The sequence below is a fragment of the Nocardia pseudobrasiliensis NBRC 108224 genome (assembly GCF_001613105.1).
GTDB lineage: Bacteria > Actinomycetota > Actinomycetes > Mycobacteriales > Mycobacteriaceae > Nocardia > Nocardia pseudobrasiliensis.
Map to the genome: position 1 here is coordinate 18876 of NZ_BDBS01000037.1, position 23906 is coordinate 42781.

General features: G+C 67.8%; 11 protein-coding genes. 3 read left to right on the forward strand and 8 right to left on the reverse strand.

Annotated elements, in window-relative coordinates; all coding sequences use genetic code 11:
- Nucleotides 1-5: 5 nt before the first annotated feature.
- The 4 genes from NP4_RS27030 to NP4_RS27045 all read right to left on the reverse strand — a co-directional run bounded on the left by NP4_RS27030 (nt 6) and on the right by NP4_RS27045 (nt 3576).
- Nucleotides 6-524, reverse strand: a complete 519-nt coding sequence (locus NP4_RS27030) for a YbaB/EbfC family nucleoid-associated protein (RefSeq protein ID WP_068003611.1) — start codon at nt 522-524, stop codon at nt 6-8.
- 6 nt (nt 525-530) lie between these two features.
- Entirely contained in the window at nt 531-875 is a 345-nt protein-coding gene (locus NP4_RS27035; RefSeq protein ID WP_068003613.1) for a hypothetical protein, read from the reverse strand.
- 155 nt (nt 876-1030) lie between these two features.
- Nucleotides 1031-2296 carry a hypothetical protein gene (locus NP4_RS27040; RefSeq protein ID WP_068003621.1) on the reverse strand — a complete coding sequence of 422 codons (1266 nt, stop codon included), beginning with the start codon at nt 2294-2296 and terminating at the stop codon, nt 1031-1033.
- Nucleotides 2297-2793: 497 nt separating this feature from the next.
- Nucleotides 2794-3576, reverse strand: a complete 783-nt coding sequence (locus tag NP4_RS27045) for a MerR family transcriptional regulator (RefSeq protein ID WP_068003622.1) — start codon at nt 3574-3576, stop codon at nt 2794-2796.
- A gap of 161 nt (nt 3577-3737) precedes the next feature.
- Between NP4_RS27045 and NP4_RS27050 the strand changes: the two genes are divergently transcribed.
- Both NP4_RS27050 and NP4_RS27055 read left to right on the forward strand, forming a co-directional pair.
- Nucleotides 3738-5291: an amino acid permease gene (locus NP4_RS27050; protein WP_068003625.1), complete on the forward strand. Its 1554-nt coding sequence runs from the start codon at nt 3738-3740 to the stop codon at nt 5289-5291.
- 126 nt (nt 5292-5417) lie between these two features.
- On the forward strand, nt 5418-7727 hold the full coding sequence (locus NP4_RS27055) for a serine/threonine-protein kinase (RefSeq protein WP_068003818.1): 2310 nt from the start codon (nt 5418-5420) through the stop codon (nt 7725-7727).
- Nucleotides 7728-7731: 4 nt separating this feature from the next.
- Here NP4_RS27055 and NP4_RS27060 read toward each other — a convergent pair whose 3' ends face one another.
- The 4 genes from NP4_RS27060 to NP4_RS27075 all read right to left on the reverse strand — a co-directional run bounded on the left by NP4_RS27060 (nt 7732) and on the right by NP4_RS27075 (nt 23109).
- On the reverse strand, nt 7732-21687 hold the full coding sequence (locus NP4_RS27060; protein ID WP_068003629.1) for a WXG100-like domain-containing protein: 13956 nt from the start codon (nt 21685-21687) through the stop codon (nt 7732-7734).
- 15 nt (nt 21688-21702) lie between these two features.
- Nucleotides 21703-22194 carry a YbaB/EbfC family nucleoid-associated protein gene (locus tag NP4_RS27065; RefSeq protein ID WP_068003633.1) on the reverse strand — a complete coding sequence of 164 codons (492 nt, stop codon included), beginning with the start codon at nt 22192-22194 and terminating at the stop codon, nt 21703-21705.
- 4 nt (nt 22195-22198) lie between these two features.
- A complete protein-coding gene (locus NP4_RS27070) occupies nt 22199-22522 on the reverse strand; it encodes a hypothetical protein (RefSeq protein WP_147288017.1) in 324 nt (107 codons plus the stop codon).
- A 137-nt stretch (nt 22523-22659) separates the two neighbouring features.
- The gene (locus tag NP4_RS27075; protein ID WP_068003637.1) at nt 22660-23109 is read right to left on the reverse strand and encodes a hypothetical protein; all 450 of its coding nucleotides are present in this window, start codon (nt 23107-23109) and stop codon (nt 22660-22662) included.
- 164 nt (nt 23110-23273) lie between these two features.
- Between NP4_RS27075 and dtd the strand changes: the two genes are divergently transcribed.
- A complete protein-coding gene (gene dtd, locus NP4_RS27080; protein WP_068003639.1) occupies nt 23274-23717 on the forward strand; it encodes a D-aminoacyl-tRNA deacylase in 444 nt (147 codons plus the stop codon).
- Nucleotides 23718-23906 lie beyond the last annotated feature (189 nt).

A 23906-nucleotide genomic window follows, 5' to 3' on the forward strand; every position in this document is an offset into this window, starting at 1 on the left:
CCCGATTACCAACCGGAATCGGTGACACCCGGCTCTCGCGCGTCGCGCTGGTCGACGACCTCGACATTGTCGTAGGTCATCTCCGATTTCGCCCCGGCCTCGTCTCCGAAGATTTCCTGTATCGCGGGTTTGGTCACCGGAGCGCGTTCGGGCGTGGGCAGTTGCGAGCGCAGATCGGGCATGCCGGGCACCAGATCCGACAGCTTGGGCAACCGGGAGCGCTGTTCCTCCAGCGGCGCCATCAACTCCCGGGATTTACGTCCGACATCGGCGGTCGCCTCCTGCACCGCCTCGAGCACCGCCCGCGCCAGATCGGCGTATTCCAGATCCTCGATATCGCGTCCGAATTTCAGGTCGACCAGCACGCCGTCGGCATTGACCACCGCGGTGATCCGGCCGCGACGCACCGAGGCCTTGCCCACCAATTGGATCCGCTCGCGCTGCAATCGCGAAATGGTGGCCAGCGTGGACTGGATGTCTTCCATGAGATCCGGATGACTCTCCGGACCGAATGCTCCCGCCATGGCCGCCTACTTCCGCGTTTCGAAGCTGCGACGGTTCCGAGCCTCCAGCTCGCTGCGCACCTTTTCACCGGTCTCGCGCTGACCGTCGGCCAGATTCTCGACGCTCTTGGTCATGCCTTCCGGACCGGTGAGGCCCTTGCCGACATTCTCCTTGGTTTTGATGTAGCCGTTGTCGCCGTCCCCGGTCGCGAACTGCTTACCGGTCTTGTCCGTACCCCACGGACTGCCCAGTGCCGAGGTGCCCGAGTCCAGCTTCTGCCAGACCTGACTGATCCGATCGGCGACGTGCTGTGTCTTACCCGCGGCCTTGATGAACGACTCCGGGTCGATCTCCCACTTCTGGGTCCCCATCACGCACCCCTCTCCTGCACTGCCGACCCGGGAACGCGCGCACCCCGGGCCGTGGATTCGCTTGTGTCCGCTCCGGTTCCGCATCCGGCCGACACGCCCGAACTGATCCGATTACCGTAACACCGGCACGATCCGGCAACTATCCGAACCATTGACTACCCACCGTCCCCCCGGCGGCGGTGAAAATGCAAGCCGCTGGAACTCGGGGCCACCCTCCAGCACCGTCGACGGGCGTCCGGAATCCGCCGGTCGCGATCGTCGTCGGCGGTGTGGTGGGGTCCGGGCAAACTCTGCGCACCGCGTGCGAGCAATCCGGCCGCCGCCAGTTGCGCCAGCGCCGCGTCGATCTCACGATCGCGACCGAAGGCCGCCTCCACCGGCGGTCGGGTGACCTCGCCCGCGTGCGCGGCACGCAACAACCCCGCCACCGCCATCCGTCGCCCCATCTCCTGCCGGGCCGACAGCAGCCGCACGACCGTCCCGATCGTGGACTCATCGGCCCAGATCTCGGGCAGCGCCGAACCGCACTGCGCCACCGAGGGCGACTCCCCGCGATACCAACGAGCGCCGTCCCACCAGAAGCAGAACGACAGCAGCCCCACCGAGGCGCGCTCGTCCACCACCTCGGCGGTCAGCCAGTCCGGCGCTCCCGCATACAGATTCGGCAGGTCGATACCACCGTTGTAGGCGGCGTTGAGCGCGGGCGCGTCCCACACCCCGCCCGAGAGCACGGCGGTTCCGTCCGGCCGGACGAACAGGCTCGCGCCGCTGCCATCGTGTTCGAACCAGGCCCGTCCGCGCGCGACCCGCGGGCCCCGCGCCGATCCCGTCGCCGCATACGCCGCCGACAGCACCGCCCAGCGCGCCCACAGTTGCGACAGCGACGGCAGTTCGGCCTCGACGGTGCGAGCCTGAACGCCCGCGCGCCGATCCGCCAGGGCCGCGGCGGTGGCTGTCGGGGCCGACCGCTCCTGACGCCCGTCGTGAAACATGTACGCCGCCAGCCATACCGGCAGCCGGGGTCGCGGATGCGCCGCGACATCGGCGCGATAGGCCTCGGGTCCGAACAGCGGGCCGTCGGGAAATGGTTCGTCCCCGTAGTCGTAATCGACCTCGACGCCGCCACCCGCCTCGGCGCGCACCAGCAGCCGCCACCACGGGCCGCCGGGCGAGGCCGTGGCCTTCGCGCGCAGTTGACGAACCCGCGCCAGCACCGACACCGGTACGTCGACGGGTACCGAGCGGTCGCCGGTGGTGAATACCGCGTGCGCCGACTCGGTGAGCACCGTCAGCGCGAAACTCGCGTCCAGCCGCCGCCAGTCCGGCGGGGCGAGGGCGAGCAGATCGGCCAGGGCGAGCAGATCGGCCGGTTCGGGTTCGAACCGCTGTGCGGATCGCCGGGAACCGTCGCGGTCGCTCATTGCCTGCTCGCCGTCCTGTCGTCGAATATCGTTGCCGTCCAACGGGTTCCCGGTACGGGGCGGAATCCAGAGCGAACGACGACGGAGGAATGTGGGGCCAGTGCGACCGCCGTCGAGCGACCTGGATTCCGCCCGATACCGGGACGACCGGAAACCCGGCTACCGCCGATTCTGGCATTCGAACACCGGACCACGAATTGGTTATCGGCAGTGAAAGCCAAAGGGATTGTTAAGTATCCGATCCGAGCCCTGCGATGTGCCGAACCACCGTCACGTGAATGCCTCCCTGCTGCGGGCATCCGGCGGTTCGGCACATCCCCGGCCCCCCGGGTCTACCACGGCGGGTGTCGAGCTCGTCCTTCGAGCCGAATCCTGCACGGCGAGAGGCCGATCCGTCCCGATTACGAGGGGTCAATGCCCTAAGGGACTGTTAAGAGTGGCCGACCACGAGGCGGCGGCCGTATACGCCGCTGAACAACGGGACGATGCCGCCGGACTCACCGATCGGGCAGGATCTCCGACAGTTCCGCGGTATCGCGCTCGAGATAGCGCCCCACATACCGATCGACCAGTTCGGCGGCCACCCGACCGGGCGCGACGCGCGCTTCGGTCAGCCGCGACGCCAGTTCGGCCACATCCGCGCTGCCACGCTCGGACTGCTGGAACGACTGCCATGCGGTGCGCTCGAACAGGTCGACGAACCGGCGCGCGATGCGATCGCAGTCGGCGACCAGACGCTCCAACTCGTCGAGCACCTGAGCCTGTGGCAAACCCGCGGCAGCCAGCTGTTCGGCCACCCGGACGATCTGCCGATCGACCACTCGATAGGTGGCGGCGTCGACCGGTTCGTACATCCCCGCGGCGATCACCCGGGCCAGACCGTTGGGCACATCGCGATACAGCTGCGCGAGTTCGGTTGCGGCAATGGTGATTTCGCCAGCGTCGCGATAAACCTCGGCCGGGAAGGCGATATCGGGCCGATCGGTGAGGTCCGCCTGCACGACGTCCTCGTGCTCACCCACGCCGAGGATGTCGCCCAGGTCGTCGCCACGATCCCAGGCCTCCAGCAACTCTCGGATGCCGTTCAGCTTGATGCCGCGATCGAGCAGTCGGCTGATGGTCCGTACCCGGTTCAGATGTTCCGGGCCGTAGAACCCGGTGCGCCCCTTGACCTGTGGCGGCGGCAGCACCCCGCGCTCGTGGTAGACCCGCACGCTGCGCACGGTGGTTCCGGCCTCGCGTGCCAGCTCGTCGATCGTGAACTCCGCACCCGCTGACATATCTCAAGGAAACCACACCGCAACATGGGCGGGGCCCGACCTCGGCGGTCGCTGCGATCCGAAAAACATGAGATGACAACCATGCACAGCTGTTGAACGTACCGTTAAGTAGCGGTACGTTAATCGTCGATATGATCGCCATCACATGAAAGGCCATCGTCATGACGACAGTTCGACCGCCGGAGGCAGCGGAGCAAGCGGCGGCACGCGCTTTGCATGCCGAGGATGCGGGCTATCACAAGGCGCTTCGACCCCGTCAGCTACAGATGATCGCGATCGGCGGCGCGATCGGTACCGGCCTGTTCCTGGGAGCGGGCGGTCGACTCAAGGACGCCGGAGCCGGTCTGTTCATCGCCTACGCCGTGTGCGGCGTATTCGTGTTCTTCATCCTGCGGGCACTGGGCGAGCTGGTGCTGCACCGCCCGTCGTCGGGCTCGTTCGTGTCCTACGCCCGTGAGTTCTTCGGGGAGAAGCTGGCCTTCGTCGTCGGCTGGATGTACTTCTTCCACTGGTGTATGACCGGCATCGTCGACATCACGGCGATCGCCACCTATGTGCACTTCTGGGGTTCGCTACAGGTCATCCCGCAGTGGTTGATCGCGTTGATCGCACTCGTGCTCGTGGTGGCCATCAATATGGTGTCGGTCAAGTGGTTCGGCGAGATGGAGTTCTGGGCGGCGCTGATCAAGGTCGTCGCACTGGTCAGCTTCCTGATCATCGGCACCATCTTCCTGGCCGGACGGTTCACCGTGGGCGGCCAGAGCACCGGTTTCAGCGTCATCAGCCAGCACGGCGGGCTGTTGCCCAACGGCATGATTCCGCTGGTGTTGTGCACCACGGGCGTCATCTTCGCCTACGCCGCGGTCGAGCTGATCGGCACCGCCGCCGGTGAGGCCGAGAACCCGGAGAAGATCATGCCCCGGGCCATCAACTCGGTCATCGCCCGCATCGCGCTGTTCTACGTCGGCTCGCTGGTGCTGCTGTCGCTGCTGCTGCCCTACAACGCCTTCAAATCCGGTGAGAGCCCGTTCGTCACGTTCTTCGCCAAGCTGGGTATCGAGGGCGCGGGCACGGTCATGAACCTGGTCGTACTCACCGCGGCGTTCTCGAGCCTCAACGCGGGCCTGTACTCCACCGGCCGCATCCTGCGCTCGATGTCGATGAACGGCAGCGCACCGTCCCTGGCCGCGCGGATGTCGCGGCGCGGCGTGCCCTACGTGGGCATCCTCGCCACCGGCACCATCGCGCTGGTCGGCGTCGGCCTCAATGCCGTGGTCCCGCAGAAGGCGTTCGAGATCGTGCTGAACATGTCGGCGCTGGGCACCATCACCGCCTGGGCGGGCATCATCCTGTGCCAGCTCAAGCTGTGGCAGTGGGCTCGTGAGGGCCGCATGGAACGTCCCAAGTTCCGGCTGATCGGCGCGCCCTACACCGGCATCGCGACGCTGATCTTCCTGGCCGCGGTGGTGCTGCTCATGCTGTTCAGCAAGAGCGAGGTGCAGCGCGGCGCGGTCATCGCGATGGTGGTGATCATGGTTCCGGCCCTGGTCGGCGGGTGGTTCCTGGCCCGTCGCCGGGTTCTGCAGATGGCCACTTTGCGCGAGGGGTACACCGGTCAGTTCCCGGTCGTGGCCGAGCGCCCGATGGAACACCGCGACCAGCCGCAGGTGGATCCGGCCGCGTCCGGTCGCGACGATGGGGCACAATCGCGATAACGGCCCGTCCGGCCCGGTACCCCCGGGCCGGATATCCCCGCTCCGCGGCACGGACACCCACCCGTGCCGCGGAGCGGTGCGACTATCGGGGCCACGTGGCCGGATTGTGGGTCTGAGAGGGTGAGGATGCCGGACAACTCCAGCGCATCCGATCTCCCACGCCCGCAAACCTGGGCCACCAGGCGGATGCGGGAGCCCGAACCCAATGGCAACGCGCCGGCCTGGGCCACTCGACGCGCGATCTCCGATACCCGGCCGTGGACACCGGACCCGAGCGCGCCGACCGCACCGGACGGCGACCCGGGATCAGGCGGCACGGTCCGCTCCAGGCCCAGTGTGCGCCGGCTCGGCGCGGGTCTGGTCAACCTGCCGCGGGTGGCGCCGGTCGATCCGGCCGAGGCGGTCCTGCCCGATCCGCTGGTCCCCGAATCCAAACGGTTCTGCTGGAAATGTCTGAAACCCGTCGGCCGTTCCGCCGAGGGCAAGCCCGGCCCCATCTCGGGTCGCTGCGCGAATTGCAACTCCCCCTTCAATTTCCGTCCGCTGCTCGCCAACGGCGAACTGGTCGCCGGACAGTACGAGGTGCGGGGCTGCCTGGCCTACGGCGGAATGGGCTGGATCTATCTGGCCCGCGACCGCAATGTCAGCGACCGCTGGGTGGTGCTGAAGGGTCTGCAGAATCCGATGGATTTCGAGGCCCACGTCGTCGCGCTGGCCGAACGCCAATTCCTCTCGGAGATGGCCCATCCCGGGATCGTGAAGATCTTCAACTTCGTCAAGCACCGTATCGCCGACGGCACCCAGACCGGTTTCATCGTCATGGAGTACGTGGGCGGTCGATCACTGAAGACCATGTTGGATCTGTGCGCGCCCGAACGACTTTCGGTGTCCGAGGCGATCACCTACATCATGGAGGTGCTGCCCGCGCTGGACTATCTGCACTCGTTCGGTCTGGCCTACAACGATCTCAAGCCCGACAACATCATGATCGGCGAGGACGAGGTGAAACTCATCGACCTCGGTGCGGTGGCGGCCCGCGAATCCGGCGGCAATCTCTACGGCACGCCCGGATATCAGGCGCCGGAGTTCACCAAGACCGGGCCGACCGTGGCCTCCGACATCCACACCGTCGGGCGCACCCTCGCGGCCCTCACCCTCGCGCTGCCCACCGACCGCGACGGTCACAAGCGGGCGGGCCTGCCCGAGGACGATCCGGTGCTGCGGCGCTATCCGGCATTCCGGCGATTGCTGCTGCGCGCCACCGATTCCGATCCGGCACAGCGGTTTCCCTCGGCCTATTCGATGTATCGGCAGCTGGCGGGTGTGTTGCGCGGGGTGCTGGCCGAGGAGACCGGGCGCGAATATCCCCAGGTGTCTTCGGCCTTCGGCGCACCGCGCGGGGAATTCGGCATCGATACGCTGATCCGCCAGACCGACGGCCTGATCGACGGCAGACACCGCCAGCTCACCCTGGATGCGACGAGTGTGGTTGCGGCCCTTCCAGTTCCGTCGATCGACGGTGAGGATCCCAGCGCGGAACTGCTGTCGCCGCTGCTGCACGGCGATCCCCGGCTGGCGCTGGACACGCTGCGCCAGAGCCGCGCGGGTATGCGCGCGGGCACCATCGAGGAACCGGAGACCTTCGCCCTCGAGGGTTCGCTGACCGCGGTCCGGGCCCATCTGGACCTGCGCGAAACAGCCACCGCCCGTGAGAAATTGGCCGCCATCGCCGAGAAGTACCGTAACGACTGGCGAATCGAGTGGTACTCCGGAATCGCCGATCTGGTGACCGGGCAGTTCGAAAAGGCCTATGAGCGTTTCGATCTCGTCCACTCCCGCATCCCCGGTGAGATCGCGCCCCAGTTGGCGCTCGCGGCCACCTCCGAGCTGCTCCTCCAAATCGCCAACGAGCCAGCGGAACTCGACCGCTGGCGCCTCTCCGCCACGCAGTACTACCGCGCCGTCTGGCGCACCAACCGCGGCGTCACCAGCGCCGCGTTCGGACTGGCCCGCCGCCAGGCCGCCGACGGCGATACCGCCGCCGCGGTCGACACCCTCCGCCAGGTCCCCGAAACCTCCCGCCACCACAACGCGGCCGTCCTCACCGGCTGTCTGCTGCGAGTTTCGCGCCCCGCCCCCGAAACGACCCAGGCCGACCTCGACGAAGCGGCCGCCCGCCTGCAAACCCTCCCCGACGAACCGCGCCTACTCCAATTCCAGGCCATCGTCCTGGGCGCGGCCCTGGCCTGGCTACGCGGCGGCGGCCACCCCACCCACCCCACCGCAACCATCCTCGGCTCCCCCTACACCGACGCGGGCCTACGCGAGGGCCTCGAATCGGTCCTACGCACCATAGCCCGCACCAGCCCCCGCCGAATCCACCGCTACGCCCTGGTAGACCTGGCCAATTCCCTACGCCCCCGCTCCTGGTGGTAACCCGTCACCGCCCGAATACCCGATGCCGCCGATCCGGATCCGCGAGCACATCCCGCACCAACATCCCCAGATCAGCATCCATCCCCCGCGCCCCATACCGCAGATCACACACCGCCACACCCCCCACCGCTACCACGAACCGCGCCACCCGAGCATCGCCCTGCCACCGCACCTCCACCCCCGGCGCATCCAACGCGATCACCCGACCGCCCACCCGCAGACACAATCCACCCCCACCCCGATAAAACACCACCTGCTCCCCACCCAACTCACCATAAACGCCACCCAACCCCTCACCGCCGACCGAAACCGCCTGCAACACCCCACTTTCCGGATCAAATCGCGCATACTCCCCCCACCCCGTCTGCGACCGCACCAAAATGGTCCCCACCCCAGCCGAACTCTCCCCAACCCGCGGAAACCGTTGCCTACCCCGCCGCACAGCGCCCGCACTCCCCGATGTCCCACCCATCGGCATCCCACTCATGGGCGCACCACCGGGGCCATTCACCTGGTTCGACGCATCGGCTTCGATCGGTCTCGCATGGTCAGGCGTCTGCGACACAGGATGCGGCACAACACCATTCACACCACCGCCGCTCGCACCTTCCGAACTCTGCCCCGTCGACCCCTGCTCGACGGCATCGCCCGACTGTTGCCAGCCGACAGTCGGAGACGACCCGCCGGATGTTCCCGGCTGTGACCACGGCCGTGAATCATTCAACGGCACAGGGATATCCGGTGCTCCCGACGGAAATGTCGATATTCCAGGCGGGCCCGGTGGCCGCGAATCAACCGGGGGCATAGGAACATCCGGAGGGCTCGGCAACGGCGGGACGGATGGCGGCCAATTTCCACCCGGAGGAACCGCAATGTCCGGCGGATTCGAAGTTGACGGAATACCCGGCGGCCAGTTCCCGTCCGGAGGCGTCGGAATGTCCGGCAGGTTCGGAAGTGACGGAACTCCCGGCGGCCACGACGGCGGCCAATCTTCGCCTGGAGGTATCGGGATATCCGGCGGATTCGAAAGTGGTGGGACCCCCGGCGGCCAGTTCCCGCCCGGAGGCAGCGGAGTATCCGGCGGATTCCGAAGCGGCGGAACCCCCGGCGGCCAATTTCCGCCCGGAGGCATCGGGATATCCGGCGGATTCGAAAGTGGTGGGACCCCCGGCGGCCAGTTCCCACTCGGAGGCGGCGGAGTATCCGGCGGATTCCGAAGCGGCGGAACCCCCGGCGGCCAGTTCCCGCCCGGAGGCAGCGGAGTATCCGGCGGATTCGGTAGCGGTGGAATCGGGTTGGGCTGGGTCGGCGGGACCGGGCCGGGTGTCGGTGGTTGCGGTTCCGTGGGTGGGGTCGGGGGCACCGGCGGGCGGGGCGGTGTCGGTGGGCGCGGTGGCGCGACCGGGCCGCGCGGCGGTTGAGGTGTGGCCGGGCGGTGTGGTGGTTGTGGCGGCGTCGGGCGGTGTGGTGGCGGTTCGGGGGGCTGCGGCATGGTCCACGGTCCCGGAGCGAACGGCCCCTGCGGCCGATAGTCAGGCAGTTCGACCTCGAATTCATGCTGAATATGCGGAATCCGAGACCCCGGGAACGGATTCCGCCCCGACCATCCATCCCCCCTGACCGAAGACCCATCCCCCGAATCCCGCGAATCGGCATCATCTTCATGCCGCACGCCGGACTTCTGATCATGCGAGGGCGCATCCTCCCGCGCCCCCGAGCGCAGATCACCGGGATCCCGCGAGTGGATATCAACCTCCCCATTCCGCGCGCCCGACTCCCGAACATCGGAACCATCACGCGGCAGCCCCATGCCGTCCTGCGAGAGCTCATCGGGACCACTCTGCGGCAGCTGCCGACCATGCTTCGCACCAGACTGCTGTGGGTCGCCCGGATCTGCTTGCGGCAGAACATCATCGTGTCGCGTACCTCTCACCGAGGGATCCGCGTCATCGAGCGCGTCTTCCCGCACCGAGGGATCGCTGTTGTGATACCCGGCCTCGTCGACCGGACGCTCGCCCTGCCCGGCTGAATTCCGCCACGTCGCATGGTCAGTCGGGCGACCACCCGCCAGATCCCACAGCCAGTCAGCATGTTCAGCGACCATCCGGGCATTCCATTCGGCCTGTTTGACTTCCATCCAGGCCGCCCACGCATTACCGATCCGACTGTCCCCGTGGTCCTCCTCAGCCAACCGACGCAGCCATGCGGCGCGCTCGGCTTCCATTCGCGCGTCCCAGTCAGCCGATTCAGCACGGAACCGGGCATTCCACTGCTCCGGCGTCTCCAACGGACGCCCAGAAGTCCGCGATTTTCCCTCATCCACAGTCGAATTGGCCACCGGCCGCCCTGAAGTCTCCCGGTTATCCATCTCCTCTGGCACGATCGGCCGCTCGGAAATGACGGTCCCCTCCTCCGATGACTCCTTCGAAATCCGCTCCGGCGCTGGGCTCTCGGAATGCTCATTCACGCCATCCACCGGCGGCACGCGCCGACCACCGGATGACCCCGACTCCCCTTCTCCCGCAGACACTTCCCGCCCACGAAGCGCCTCCGGCCCACCCGGCAGCGTCCGATCCGACGGCACCGACTCGGGCAGCCGAACCGTTTCGGTCGGCTGCTCCTGCGGAGCTACATCGGGCTGGCCGGATTCATCGACCCCCGATACCTGCTCCGACTTCCCCTGCCCTCCAGCAGGATCCACCGGAGAACGTCCCGGCGGCAAAGGCCGCGGCCCAGCTCCCGGCGGAAGCGCGTCCACATCGCCGCCGAGACGAGGCGGAAGGATATCCGTGACCTGTGGCCGCGCGGGCCGATACGGGATATCAGCCCGCCATTCGGTTCGCTTGGGCCGCTTGGCATCCCAGTCGTAGCCCTCCATGATCGCGTGCGCGTTCGCATCACGCCAGGTAGCAGTCGGGTTGGCGCGCAGATAGTTCGATTCGGCCAGTGCGTCCTGCAGTAGCAGCACATCCTCGGGCAGCGGCTCGCCCGCGATCAGACGATTCCACGCCTCGGCCACATCGGCGACCGCGTCGAGCGGGCGGCGCAGCAGTACACCGTCCTCGGGATCGCGCACCAGGTGTCGGTCTCGCATCAGATGGTTCTTGATCTGTTCGATCTGCTCGCGCGTGAACACCGGATCCCCGGCCGCGAGCCGATCGGCCACCCGGCCCGCCAGCTCCCCGGCATCCGTCCGGTCGGCCAAAACGTCGCGCACCTCGTCGACCAAAGCACGTGCGGAGCTGTCGTTTTCGTCGCGTAAATGCGGTGCGAGCTCCTGTGCGATCCGGTTCGCCTCGGCATCCGGCCGGGACACCAGACGCTCCTGGATCCGCTCCACCAGCCGATCCGCCCGAACCACATGTTCGGTCGAAGGCTCCGCACCGTGCGCCAGCACCCCGGCCACGCGCCGCACGAGCTCGCCGTGGTCGCCGTCGGAATCGCGCTCCAGCTCCTGCCGGATCTCATCGACGAATTCCCTTGCCGAACCGCGCCTTTCGCTCGGCAGCTCCGACGCGGTATCCCGCGCGAGGCGGTCGGCAGCACTGTCCGGCGCCGCCACCAAACGTTCGCGAACCCGATCGACCAGCTTCTCCGCCCGGCCGGTACGCTCGGCCGCCGATTCCTCCGGCGGCGCGGACCGCTGTGCCGCCCGCCGCTCGGCCAGATGGTCGTGAACGGCATCGATATCGGAATCGTCGGCCCGAAACCGCGTGTATTCCTCATCGGCCCAGCGCTGTACGCGCGCCCAGTCCCGCTCCTTCTGCAACTCCCGCTCGTCGAAATGGCCCGACAGCTGCTCCCGATTCCCCACGTGATCGCGCGGATCCCATTCCCTGGCCATGGGCTGCACATCCGGCCGCTGCGCCCGGAACCATGGATGCTTCTTGAATCCCGGATGCACCTGCCCGGGATGTTCGGAGTCGGCGTACCAGGTGAAACCCGACAGCTTCGCCGACTCGAGAATCAACCGCATCGTGTTGTAGAAGACGCCCGCGAACGGCGGCTCATACGTCGGCACACCGGGATCCACCGGATCCATGCCCGGAATGCGCGGCAGCAACTCCTCATCGATCGCACCGGGCGGCCCGTGCACGAAGGGATCGGTCACCGCCGACTGGAACGGATCGACCGCCCACCCGCTGACCCCCTCGGGCAGTACACGCGGCTCGAAACCCTTGGGCACCGTCTGCTTGTACCGACCCGTAGTCCATTCCGGCCGACTGGGATTCACATCGTGCCAGCGCCCTTCGGCATCGCGCCACCGCACCAGCTCCAGGCCGCGACGGCCGTTGTTCCACCCCGCCCGCAGATACTCCCGCTGCGGCCCGCGCGCCTGCTCACCACGCCAACTGCCATCGCGATCGGCGATGATCCGGTGATACTCGATCACCGTCTCCGGCCGCATCATCGCCTGCGCCACACCGGAATCGCGGAGAATCGCATCGACGAGCGCATCGTCATGATCGCCTCGCGGACGTCCGAGCTCGTCACGCGGACCGACCACGATGATGCGCGGATGCTCCCCGTCGATCAACCCGACCCGCTCGGTGATCCGCCGCGCCCCGGCCGATTCGATGATTTCCTTACCGGCCCCGGCCAATTCGGCCATCCGGTCCTGAATTCGCCCGATCCGATTACGCGCCTGGTCGACCGCGCGCGCGACCTCGTCGAGCAATCGGATCCGCCGGGCATGCTCGGCCATTTCCTCGGCCCGCACCGTACGCCCGGCGACCTCCCGCAACGCCTCATCGAGATGCTCCGCCCCGAGCCTGCTCTCATCGATCCGCAACCGCCGCGCCAGATCCGCGAGCATGGCCTCCCTGGGTTTGATCCGCAGCACCTCGGCCGCCCGCTCACCACCCAACCGATCCAGCTCCGCGCGCACCATCTGCGAGATCAGCGGATGATCCTGCACCACAACAGCTTCCAAAGAAGCGATCCGGCGGTCGAGCTCCGCGATCCACCGCTTTCCGGTGAGCTCATCACGCAACAACAGTTTCGGCTTGTCCTTCAACGCCTCGACGGCCGCCTCACGCTCGGCGCGCAAACGCTCGAATTCGGCGCGAACCTCCTCCGGAATACGTCGCTGCGCCCCAGCGGTTTCCAGCGCGACAATGTGCCGATCCAGCTCCCCCAGCTCGGTATGCAGCTCATTGACCTTCTCCGCCGCATCCTGCAGTTTGAAGATATTCCGTTCGCGCCGTTGATGTTCGACGCTACTGACCGCTTCATGCCCACGCGCTGGCACATCCTCACCGATGGCTCCGATATCCCGCTGCCCGACGATCCGCTCACGCAAGGCCATGATGGTCGCCTCGAGACGATCATGCCCCAGCGCCCGATCCAGCTCCGCCTCATCCCGCAGCGGCCGCCCCTCGGTATCGGCCAACTCCAGCCGCTCGGCCCGATCATTACGCTTGGCCCGCCAGAACTGATGCTCCGCAGCCTTTTCCGCCCGCTGCCGCAACAACGCATCATGCCGCGCCTGCGACGAATCCCGGGGTTCCGGCGCACCGTGGCCGCCTGCACCGTCCGAATCCTCGCCCTCTGCGACTACTCGCTTCGACTGCCCGCCAGGATCCTCCGGATCGTCACCGGCCGCGCGCTTCCGCCCACCCGACTCAACAGGATCGCCCGACCCGTCAGCCGCGCGCTTCCTCCCGTCCTCAGCCGGCTGCCCGCGGCCACCCTCCGACCGACTCCGCGCGCCCTCGTCACCCGTCGAATGATCGCCAGGCCGCCCCTCCGGCGGCTCGGCCGCACCCGGCGAACCGGTCGGCGGCTTCGTCGGCGGGCCCTGCGGCGGTGCCGCACCGGCCGGGCCGCCGCCCTCGTCCGGATCCTCCCCATCGCGCGGACGCGGAATCTGTTCCGCGGCATCGGCCCCCCGCGCGGTCTCACCCTCCGCCTCGAGCAGATCGGCATGCCAACGCTCGGCCATCTCGACCGCCGAATCCAACCGGCGCACCGCGGCATCGGCCGCGTGGAACCGTCGCGCCGCCTCCTCCAGCGCGTCGATCCGGTCCTGCCAGCCCTGCTGCTCGTCGAGCCGCGTCGTCCGCGCCCGTAGATCCTCGATGACCCGATCCAACGATCGGTCCGAATGTCGCGGATCCTCCCGCAGCCCCAACTCCGCATCGCTCACGCCGATGCCCCGCCGCGCATCCTCGAGATCCGCCCGCGCCCGCTCGCGGTCCCCGCGAACCCGATCACGCTCCGCCCGCAACCGCTCGACCTCGGCCTCCCGCCCCGCGATCAGCTCGTCGCGCGCCCGCCGCGCGGCCGCGTCCTCATGCCGCCGATCCAGATGCTCCCGCACCGCGGCCTCGATCGCGTCGTCGCTTCGCCCGGCCCGCACGTCCGCGTCCTGAAACGCCCGAGCCGCCTGCTCCAGCGCGTCGACCCGGTCCTGCCAGCCCTGCTGCGCGTCGACCCGCATCGTCCTGGCGCGCAGATCCTCGATGACCTCCGAAAGCGGTCGAATACGTTCCGGCGGCGGATTATCGGGATGCGGTGGGAGACCCAATTCCGCCGGATGCACCGCGATCCCCGCCCGGGCCGCATCCAGCTCGTCACGCGCCTGCCCCCGCGCCCGGAACGCCTCGTCGCGCTCATCGCGCAGCCGCGCGATCTCCGCATCTCGTGCATTGTCGAACTCTCGATGCCGCACAACGGCTTTGGTCACAGAGTCCTGCAGCCGCACAGCGTCCGCATGCGCCCGGTTGTATCGACGAGCGGCCTGTTCCAGCGCATCGATCCGTTCCTGACGCAGCGGCAATTCGTCCACCCGACCGGTCCGGTTACGCAAATGCTCGATCGTCTCGTCCAGCGTCGGAACATAATCCGGAGCCCGGAAATCGCTCGGCTCCCCGGCCGCGCGACGAGGACGCAGCTCGGATTCGTCGACACGCAACCCGGTCCGGCGCAGCCCCGCCAGCGCGTCCTGAAGCTTTCGCGCGGCCTCGGCGCGAGCACGGAACGCCCTGTCCCGCTTGGCCTCCAGCCCCGCGATTTCCACCCGCCGTGCGGTCGCGGCGGGATCGCCGACCGGCTCACGCGGCGCGACCGGATCCACCGGCTCCGCATCCCACCGCACGGCCCGCTCCACCGCAGCCCCCAGTCGCGCGGCCTCTGCCTCCGCCGCGTGGAATTCCCTTGCCGCCCGGTCCAACTCGGTGACGGCCGCATGCCAGCCGTCCTGCTCGTCCAGTCGTCGCGTGCGTGTGAAGAGGTGGTCGATCGTCTCCTCCAGCGTCCGAACATAATCCGGATGCCGGGGATCGGTCGGTTCATCCGGGCCGCGGAAGGGCCGCAGTTCCGCATCGGACACACCCTCGCGATGACGATTCAGACCGTCGCGCGCGAGATCCAACGCATCCCGGGCGGATTCGACCTCCCGCCGTGCCTCGGCATGATCACGCGACAACACATCGACCATCGCGCGCCGCCCCTGCGGCGTCCGCGGCCGCAGCTCGGGATCGTCGCGGACAGCCCGCGTCAGTTGCTCGTCCAGCCGCCCCGCCCGCGTATCGGCCTCATGGAATGCCCGAGCCGCATCCTCGAGCTCGTTCACCTTCCGATGCCAGCCCTCCTGCAGCTCCACGGATTTGGTGCGCGAACGCAGATACTCGAGCGTCTCGTCCAGCGTCCGGGCTTGCGGTGCGTCGGAATCCCGCCGCAGACGCAACTCCTCCTCCCCGACGCCGACCCGCCCATTACGCCCGGCCCCATCGCGGCCGATACCCTCCCGGGCGATCTCATCCAGCGCTCGATCCAATTCCCGCCGAGCCCGAGCCCGATCATCCAGCGCCGCATCGCGGTCCTCGGCGAGTCGTTCCAGCCGCTCCCGAATCGCCTGCGCCGCCTCGTGTTCGACCGCGCGCTGATGCTCGTCCGCCACGGCCGCCAGCGCATCCAGATCCTCCGCGCGACGCAGCACCTCCTCGCGCAGCTCCGCGTGCACCCGCGACAACTCCTCGGGCGTCAACCGCTCATGCTTATCGATCTTGCCGTCGCGATAGACCTCGTACACCTTCGCGGCGCGCTCGACACTCGCATCGGTGATGTCGACCCCGAGTACACGGGCCCAATCGCTGTTGGCGACCGGTTTGTCCTTGCCCTCCGGCGTATTTCGTGGTTCCTCGACCGTCGCAATCTCCCGCCCCGAACGCGGTTCGGCGAACAGCCGCGGATCGCCGACGACACGCCGCAGATGATCCAACGCGCCCGAATCATGCATCGGCACTTCACCATCGGCGACGCGCGGATCGCTGCGCGCATCCCGCCGCAGCCCTTCGGTGAACGGATCGATCTCCCCCAGCGCCCGCGAGTACTCGGCGAGTGCGTCGACCGCGGCCGCGGGGTCGCGCTTCATCAGCTTCGTCAAGGCCCGATGCAGCTTGTCCGGATCCAGCTTCTTCAGATCCGGTTCCATGCGCAGGGTCGGCTGGCCGGTCCGGGGATTGCGCCGCGATTTGCCCGGAGACAGATCCTCCCGATCGGTGCCCAATCGCTCGGCCAGCCGGTTCGCCGCGGCATCGGCCGCCGCCGAATCGACGCCACGCAGCTGTTTGGCGTAGTCGACGAGGTGTTCCAACTGCTGACGCCGCAGGGCATTTCGATTCGACCGGTCGGCGATCTCCTCGGCCAGTGCGCGCGGGGTCAATTCGTGCGGCTCGATACCCAGAACATGGGCCAGCCCGTCGCGCGCACCGCCGAGATCGTGGAACAGATCGATGGCATCGGTGCTGCGCGCGTAATCGACCAGGGCCTCGATCTGTATTGCCCGCAGACCATTTTCGCGACGCAGGTCGGCGATCGTATCGGCGATGCGCTCCGGATCCAGCCGCCGCGAATCCTCGATACCCAGTCGACGCGCGAGTTCGTCACGAGCGGAGACGATTTCATGCGACGGCCGGGCGGATCCAGCGCGATCGAACGCTATCGGCGACTCGGCCACCGGATCGCGCACCAGGTGCCAGTTCCCCTCGCCGTCGCGCACCACCGTGGCCCGCAACTCCCGCCCGCCGACCTCACGACCGACGTGACCGACCTCCGGCTCACCCAGCTCCACGATATGCACGCGACCCTGGCGATCGACCAGCGCGCCGCGGTAATCGACCCGCACCTCACCGCGATTCACCCGCTCGGCCAGATCCCGATCGGCGGCCAACTCCCGCGCCAGCAGCCCGTCGTGATTGCCCTGGCCGTCGATCACGATCAGCCGCGGCGGTTCCCCGTCCACATAGCGAATTCGCTCACCCGGATCGGCGCGCACGAAATCGTCGACCCGCGAGGCGAAGTCGGATATCGCTTCACCACGTCCGCGCACCCCGTCCTGCAGTCGGACCAACAGATCGTCCAGCGGTCGGCCGGCCAACTCGTCGAGAGCCGCCTCGACCATATGCGCCCAGGTGGAGCGCTCATCGCGCACCTGATCGCGCAGTAGCGCGTGTTCGAACAGCTTGCGCCGCTCCGGATCCAGGACAGGCCCGTCCTCGCCGTCGTCCACATCGCGCAGCCGGGGATCGATCTCGTGCAGATCCGGCCAGTTCCGGCCGCCCTCGGAGCCATTGTTCACTCCGCGCCAATCCTGGAGTCCCACACGCCCGTTCGGATTGTCGGGATCGGCGCGGATCAGCTCCTTCAGGAATCGGCCGAGCGGATCCTTGTCCGAGAAGCTGACCTGCTTGCTGAACGGAATCGCCGCATCCTCGGCGTTGTACCGGCGCGCCACATCGGCCAGCGCCTCGATGACCCCGCCCCTGCGCAGATTCAGATAGTCGAGGGTATCGACCGCGCGCCGCAGCGATTCGTGGCTCAGATCCGGCAGATCGATGCCCAGATCGCGAGCGAGCCCGCGCAGTCGTTCGGCCTCGGCGGCCCGCTCGCGCAGCGGGTCCGCCAGATCATGTGCCCAATCGGGCAGCGCCTCATGGGAATTCACACCCGGCTGATCTTCGTGGGCGGGCGGTAGTTCGTGGGTGGTCGGGGTGTGCTCGAACGGATCGGGCAGCCCCAGCGCCCGGGCGATCGGCTCGATCTCGCGCCACTGCTCACGGGTGATCTCGGTGTACCACGGCTCGTACTCGGTGCGGTCACGACGCAACATCGGCGCGTGCTCGCCCGCGACGGGCTCCACGCGGGCGGTCAGATGCTTCAACAGCGGCAGCAGCTCCCGGTTCTGATAGAGCAGAACCGTTTCCTTGACCGCCCGAATCGGATTGACCTTCAATTCCTTCGGCAGATGCGCGAGCTCCTGATGATGGGTCTCCGCGCCGACGAATTCGGTCATCTGCTTCTGATAGTCGCCGTCCTTACCGGACCCCGACGGGTACTTCGGATTGTGCCCCTCGTAACCGCCCGTGAGCCGACGCCACGTCTTCTGCAGCGCGGACTGTTTCTCCGGCAGCTGGGCCGTCTTCGGCTCCACCGCGCTCGATTCTCGCTGCGCCGCTACGGGTTCCGCCTCGCGGATATGCCAACCACCCTTGTCATCGGCGACGAGCTCGACGCGCAGCCGTTGCCCGTCCACCTCGATGATGTGCTGACGCACCTCACCGGGCCGAGCGGGTGGCTGCTCACCGACCCGGGAATCCAGCGACGGATGCGCGCCGGAATCCACCGAATCCACCGGCTTGCCCCGCGGATCGAACAGGATGCCGTGCGTTCCGGCCGATTCCCGGGGCACCGAGGGCGGATAGCCATGGTCCAGGCCCGCGCCGGGATCGCGGACCCGAAGCACGCCGTGATCATTGACCAGCACATAGGCATGCGCGCCGACCCCGTGGCGATCCGCCGCACCCGCGTACTCGTCGACGACCAGCGCCGAGGAGCCGTGCCCCATATCGAGCAGCTGCCGCGCGATATCGTCGTGACCGTCGAAGCCGCGCAGCTGTCCCTGCGCGGCCGCCTCCACCTCCCGGACGGTCATACCGTCCAGCCCGACCTCGCGTTCGATCGGGCGGATCCACTCGCTGCCGGTCAGCTGTTTGATCAGGCGCAATGCCAAATCGGCGCATTTGCCGCGGTGGGCGGAATCGGGGATCGCGTCGTCGACCGGATGCGGCTCGCCGAGTTCGTAGATCCTGCCCTCGGTGTCGCGGATCGTGATGCCCAGTTCGGCGGCGCGCTCCAGCACCGCGCGCGGTGGCTCGTTGAGCTGCGGCGGCACCTCGAGGATCAGATCGCCACGCAGCGGATCGGCCAGATCGAGCTCGGGCAACTCCTGCCGATTGTGCGGGGTGTCCTTGATCGTCTCACCCGGGTGGTACTTACCCGCCAGCTCGGCGAGGTACCCGGCCGCGGTCTCCGGTTCGACCGCCAATAGCTGAGTGTTCTTGCGCGACACGATCTCCTGGTCCGGCACATAGGAGTCCAGTCGCTTGCCATTACCCAGATTGATCTCACTGCCACCGCCGCGCTCGCGGTAGTAATGCGCCCGCCGCTCGTCGAGCGCGACTCCCTCACAAAGCCTCTCCCACAACGACTCCGGCATATTCTCCGGCCGATTCGCCCGCATGGCGTCGGCCCGCGGCGTGGGCATCTCCTCTTCGATATCGATATGCTCCGGCGTTGATTCGTCTCGGCTGCCGATGCGAGCCGTCGGCCGCGCATCGTCCCCGGGGCGAATCTCGTGCCCCAGTAGGAACATCGGGACGTCACCGGCCGGTTCGGAGGGACCGTGATGGTCCCGTTCCGAAGTGCCAGAGAATTTTTCGCTGTCACCGACGAGCCTGCGGCCCGCCTCCTCCGGCCTGCCGTCGACCAGATGCTCCCGCTCGCGGGCACGGCCGCGATCGTTCGAAACGTCGCCGACTCGCCCACGGTTGGCGGCGTCCCCGGCCCGAACACGATCGCTCGGACCGTCGCCGACTCGTGCACGGTCCGCGGCGGAGTCCCCCGCGCGGGGGCGGTTGTTCGCGCCATCGGACTCTCCGGCCCGAACACGTTCGCCACCGGATTCGCCGGGTCTGCGCGCAGCCGGGGCCTCGCCCGGAACGCGGCTCTCCGGTTTCGCGCTCGGGGCGCGTAGCTGCTCCTCGGCGGCACGGGACATCGGGCTGCTGCCGTCGCGCACGCGGCTGTCGGGCGCGCTCGCTCGCGGTTCGGCGACTCGCGAGTCGGTGGTCGGGCGGGGCTCGCCGCGGGGAGCGTCGGACAGCGGAGAGGTTCTGGGCCGGATGTCACTGGGTCCCGGCCGGTTGGCGCTCGATTCGGTGGGGCGGGTGGTTGTTTCGTTGGTCGAGTGCGAGGTCGTGGGTTCGGTAGAGCCCGGATGAACCACGGGAGCGGACCCATCCGCATGCGGTTGCTCGGCGGCGCTCTTGCCGCCCGGAACAGTCTCGGACTCCGAACGCACCGGACCGGGGCCGTCCTGCCGCGGCTCGACACTGTCGACCGTCCCGCGTTCTGACGACGAAATATGCTGTTCGGCATCAATTTTCGCCTGCACCGACCCCACTGCGTCCACATCGGGCCGAACGGCATCCGAATGCGCCTGCGACGATTCGACCACCCCATGCTCGCCCTCCGAGCGCTGAGGCACCGCCTCACCGGTCGAACGCGCTTGCGGCCCAACCGAACCGCGATCCCCACCGTCACCCGCCCCCGCACGCGCATTTCCCTGCCCCGCAGGCTCGGGTGAACGATCGCCCCCGGACCGCCCGCCACCGGAATCCCGCCCGGCCTGCCTATTGTCCTGCGGACTCGAATTTACTTCTCCAGCACGATGATTCGTCCCGGCGTCTCCGGACCGACCGCCCGAAATCTCCCCACCCCGCCCATTCCCGCCACCGCCGACATCCCCCGCCCGCCCCACGGTCCCGACCTGCCCACCACCCTCCGGCCGCGACCCGACCCGAATATCCCCATCCGCGGTCCGCCCATTCGCCCCGACATCCGGACCACCACGATGAACCGACCCGTCCCCGGCGGGCCTGGTCACTCCGTCCGGGGCCGAACGCCGCTCCGGCACAACATTATCCGTGAAAATATCATTGAGCCGCGTGGGAAAACTCTCGCGATTGAAGTACTCCGAGGTCCGCCCGTTGTAGAACTTCTGCGCCGACTCCCGATTCTTACCCGAGATCACCGGCGTCGCGCCCGCCGCGGTGAACATCCGCCAATCGAAATGCTCGGGAATCCCGCCATTGGCCACGACCAGGCCGGTGAAGGCATTCACCTCCCCCGACACCACATGCGTGAGATTGCGCGCCCAGCCCCGCTCCTCGGCATTGAGCCACTTGCCCATGAAATGCCCGACCGGGGCCGCCGCCGCGCCACCGGCCGCCGCGGCCAGCGCGGTCCGCAGCACCTGGTCCATATCGACCTTGTCGCGATGGCCCCGGGTGACCTGATATTCCTGAATCCCCCAGTCCTGCACCGTCGCCAGCACCGTATTCAGCAGCACATGACGCAGCAGGAACTTCACGATCCGTGACGCCACCAGTTTGCCGACCTGCCGGATGATCGCCGCGACCACCCGCTCACCGATGATGCGCACCGCGATCCGGGTCGCCGCGATCGCCGCCGCCTCCACCGCGGGCGCGGTGGGCGGGAAGATCCACGCCGCGGCCAGCTCACCGGCCAGCATCGCCAGCGACGACCAGTACATGAGCTTCATGTACTCGATCTCGGTGCCGACGCCGTGCGCGGAGGAACCCACCTCCTCGAACAGGCTCGCCAGGTGCACGATCGTCTGATCGCCATCCTTACCCGAACCGGGCACGAGCATGCTGTCGAAGGCCTTCATCAGGTCCTCGGCGCCCTCACCGCTCGGATAGGCGTCGTGCGACGCGCCTTTCGCGGCCTCGATATCGGGAACCAGTTCACGCAGTGCGGCGGCGGCGGTTTGCCAATCCCCCGCCAGGGCCCACATCTCGTCCTCGTTGCCCTTCGGCCATTCCATACCGACCAGGGGCGCAAGGTATTCGAGCGGACCGGGCAGCTCGATCATGTCGACAGCCCGATATCACCAACCGGAGTCGGTGGCCCGGTGACCGCGGTCGTTCTCATGGTCGTAGGCCTCGACATCGGTGAAGCGCATACTGCCGTCGGAGACGGGCCGTTGCAGTGGCGGCGTGGTCGGCGCGCGGGGCGGCTCCGGAATCCGCAGATCCGGCATGCCCTCGACCAGTTCGGTCAGTTTGGGCAGTTGGTCACGCTGAGTCTGCAGGGGGGCGAACAGGTCTCGGGTCTTGCGGGCGATCTCGGCAGAGGCCTGCTGGGCCGCCTCGGTCACCGCCCGCGCGATCTCGGCGAAGGTCAGATCCTCGACATCCGGTCCGAAAGTGGTTTCCACGACGGTGTTGTCGGCGTTGACCGTGACGGTCACCCGCTTGCGCACCGTGGCGCTGGCGACCAGTTCGGCGCGTTCGAGCTGTAGGCGCGCGATGGTCCGCATCTGCTCCTGGACGCCGTCGATGATGGTGGCCAGATCGGCCTTGGCTCGTTCGTTCGTCATGTGATCAGCGGTAACCGTCACCGTTGCCGTGGTCCATGCGCTCGAGGTAGTCGGCGCTCTTGGTCTGCGCGTCATGGAAATTGCCCATGGTGCCGGCCACATTGCGTCCGCCGGTGATCATATTCGTGCGCGAGGCGAGATATCCGCCCTTACCGCCCTCACCATTGGCGAACTGATCGCCGATGGAGTCGTTGCCCCACGGGGTTCCACGCGAATCGATCGCCCGCTGCAGGGTGTCGAGAATTGTGGTCACCTTGTCGCGGACATCGCCGGTCTTGGTGGCGGCCGTGCGAAAACGCTGGGCGTCGACTTCCAACTTGTCGGCCATCGCGCTGGTTCCTCCAGTGTTCCCCGCGGGCTGCACCCCGCTCCCATCCGACGACGATGGCACCCGAGTTCGAATCTGTTCTTAAGCGGATGTGAACAGCCGCTGCCGTAACCGTTTCCGGCAAACTGTCGGTTAGTTCAGCGGTCGCGGCGGGCGATGGAGGCCCAGTCGCCGAAGACCGGGACGGGTTCCCAGTTGCCGTTCACGTCGACCTCGGCGAAATCGGTGGTGGTGCGCTCGTGGGTGCGCTGGTCACGCAGGTCGCGGTGGACAGTGCCGTCCTCGCGGTAGGACAGTTTGTCGACCACATCGGCATCGGACATGCTGCGGGCGCTGTCGGCGCCGTACTCCCAGCGGGTCACGGTGGTGAGGAACATGCGATCGTCGTCGATCTGCCGGAAGTCGAAGGTCAGCACCGGGCGGCCGTGATCGTCGGGAAAGGTGACGTCGATATGGCGATTACCGCGCACGACCTGCAGAATCGCCGCGGGCGCTGCTGGCTCGCCGTATACGACCGTGTACCACTCACCGGCCAGGTCCAGGCTGCGCGCCTGCGCCTGCGACAGCGGCTCCGTCGCCTGACCCATGCGGAAACTCCACCGTCGGCAGTAGGTGACTTGCACATCCACCTCCTCGGCTGCGATCGTCGCGATCCTACGCAACGCTCGACCATGGCGAGTGAGGGCAAACAGCCGGTTCATCGAACATGAACGGTAGATGATCTTCGACGGAGCTGAGAGGATGGACAACCGTGCGGGTACTGGTTCAGCGGGTGTCATCGGCGCGGGTGAGCGTCGGCAGGGAGGCCGTCGGCAGTATCGATCCGGCCGCGGCCGGGGTTCCGCACGGATTGCTCGCCCTGGTCGGGGTCACCCACGACGATACCGAGGCGACGGCGAAAGCCCTGGCCGACAAGCTTTTCCGATTGCGGATCCTCGACGGTGAACGCTCCGCCGCGGATCTGGGCGCGCCGATCCTGGTGGTCAGCCAGTTCACGCTCTACGCCGATACCGCCAAGGGTCGTCGGCCCTCCTGGTCGGCGGCCGCGCCCGGTCCGGTCGCCGAGCCGCTGGTCGATCGCTTCGCCGCGACCCTGCGCGAGCTCGGCGCGACCGTCGCCATGGGGCGCTTCGGCGCGCATATGCATATCGAGTTGGTCAACGACGGGCCGGTGACGCTGCTGCTGGAGGCGTGAGGCCCGCTCCGCTCTCAGCGAACAAGCCCTCATTGTGAAATCTCCAGCGAGCGCGCGTAAAGACCCGTAGCCTACTGCACACCTAATACCGTTCGGTATTACCCCATCTGCAGTACGGCTCGACCGGGGGAGGAGACACCCCATGACCAAGCGCCGCGGCCCAGCGGCTTTCGGAACCCGCGAGATACT

Bases quoted from the DNA above. Each gene is read 5' to 3' on its own strand.
- NP4_RS27040 (WP_068003621.1), bottom strand. From the start codon at position 2,296: ATGAGCGACCGCGACGGTTCCCGGCGATCCGCACAGCGGTTCGAACCC.
- NP4_RS27045 (WP_068003622.1), bottom strand. From the start codon at position 3,576: ATGTCAGCGGGTGCGGAGTTCACGATCGACGAGCTGGCACGCGAGGCC.
- NP4_RS27065 (WP_068003633.1), bottom strand. From the start codon at position 22,194: ATGACGAACGAACGAGCCAAGGCCGATCTGGCCACCATCATCGACGGC.
- NP4_RS27050 (WP_068003625.1), top strand. From the start codon at position 3,738: ATGACGACAGTTCGACCGCCGGAGGCAGCGGAGCAAGCGGCGGCACGC.
- NP4_RS27055 (WP_068003818.1), top strand. From the start codon at position 5,418: ATGCCGGACAACTCCAGCGCATCCGATCTCCCACGCCCGCAAACCTGG.
- NP4_RS27060 (WP_068003629.1), bottom strand. From the start codon at position 21,687: ATGATCGAGCTGCCCGGTCCGCTCGAATACCTTGCGCCCCTGGTCGGT.
- NP4_RS27030 (WP_068003611.1), bottom strand. From the start codon at position 524: ATGGCGGGAGCATTCGGTCCGGAGAGTCATCCGGATCTCATGGAAGAC.
- NP4_RS27070 (WP_147288017.1), bottom strand. From the start codon at position 22,522: ATGGCCGACAAGTTGGAAGTCGACGCCCAGCGTTTTCGCACGGCCGCC.
- NP4_RS27035 (WP_068003613.1), bottom strand. From the start codon at position 875: ATGGGGACCCAGAAGTGGGAGATCGACCCGGAGTCGTTCATCAAGGCC.
- NP4_RS27075 (WP_068003637.1), bottom strand. From the start codon at position 23,109: ATGGGTCAGGCGACGGAGCCGCTGTCGCAGGCGCAGGCGCGCAGCCTG.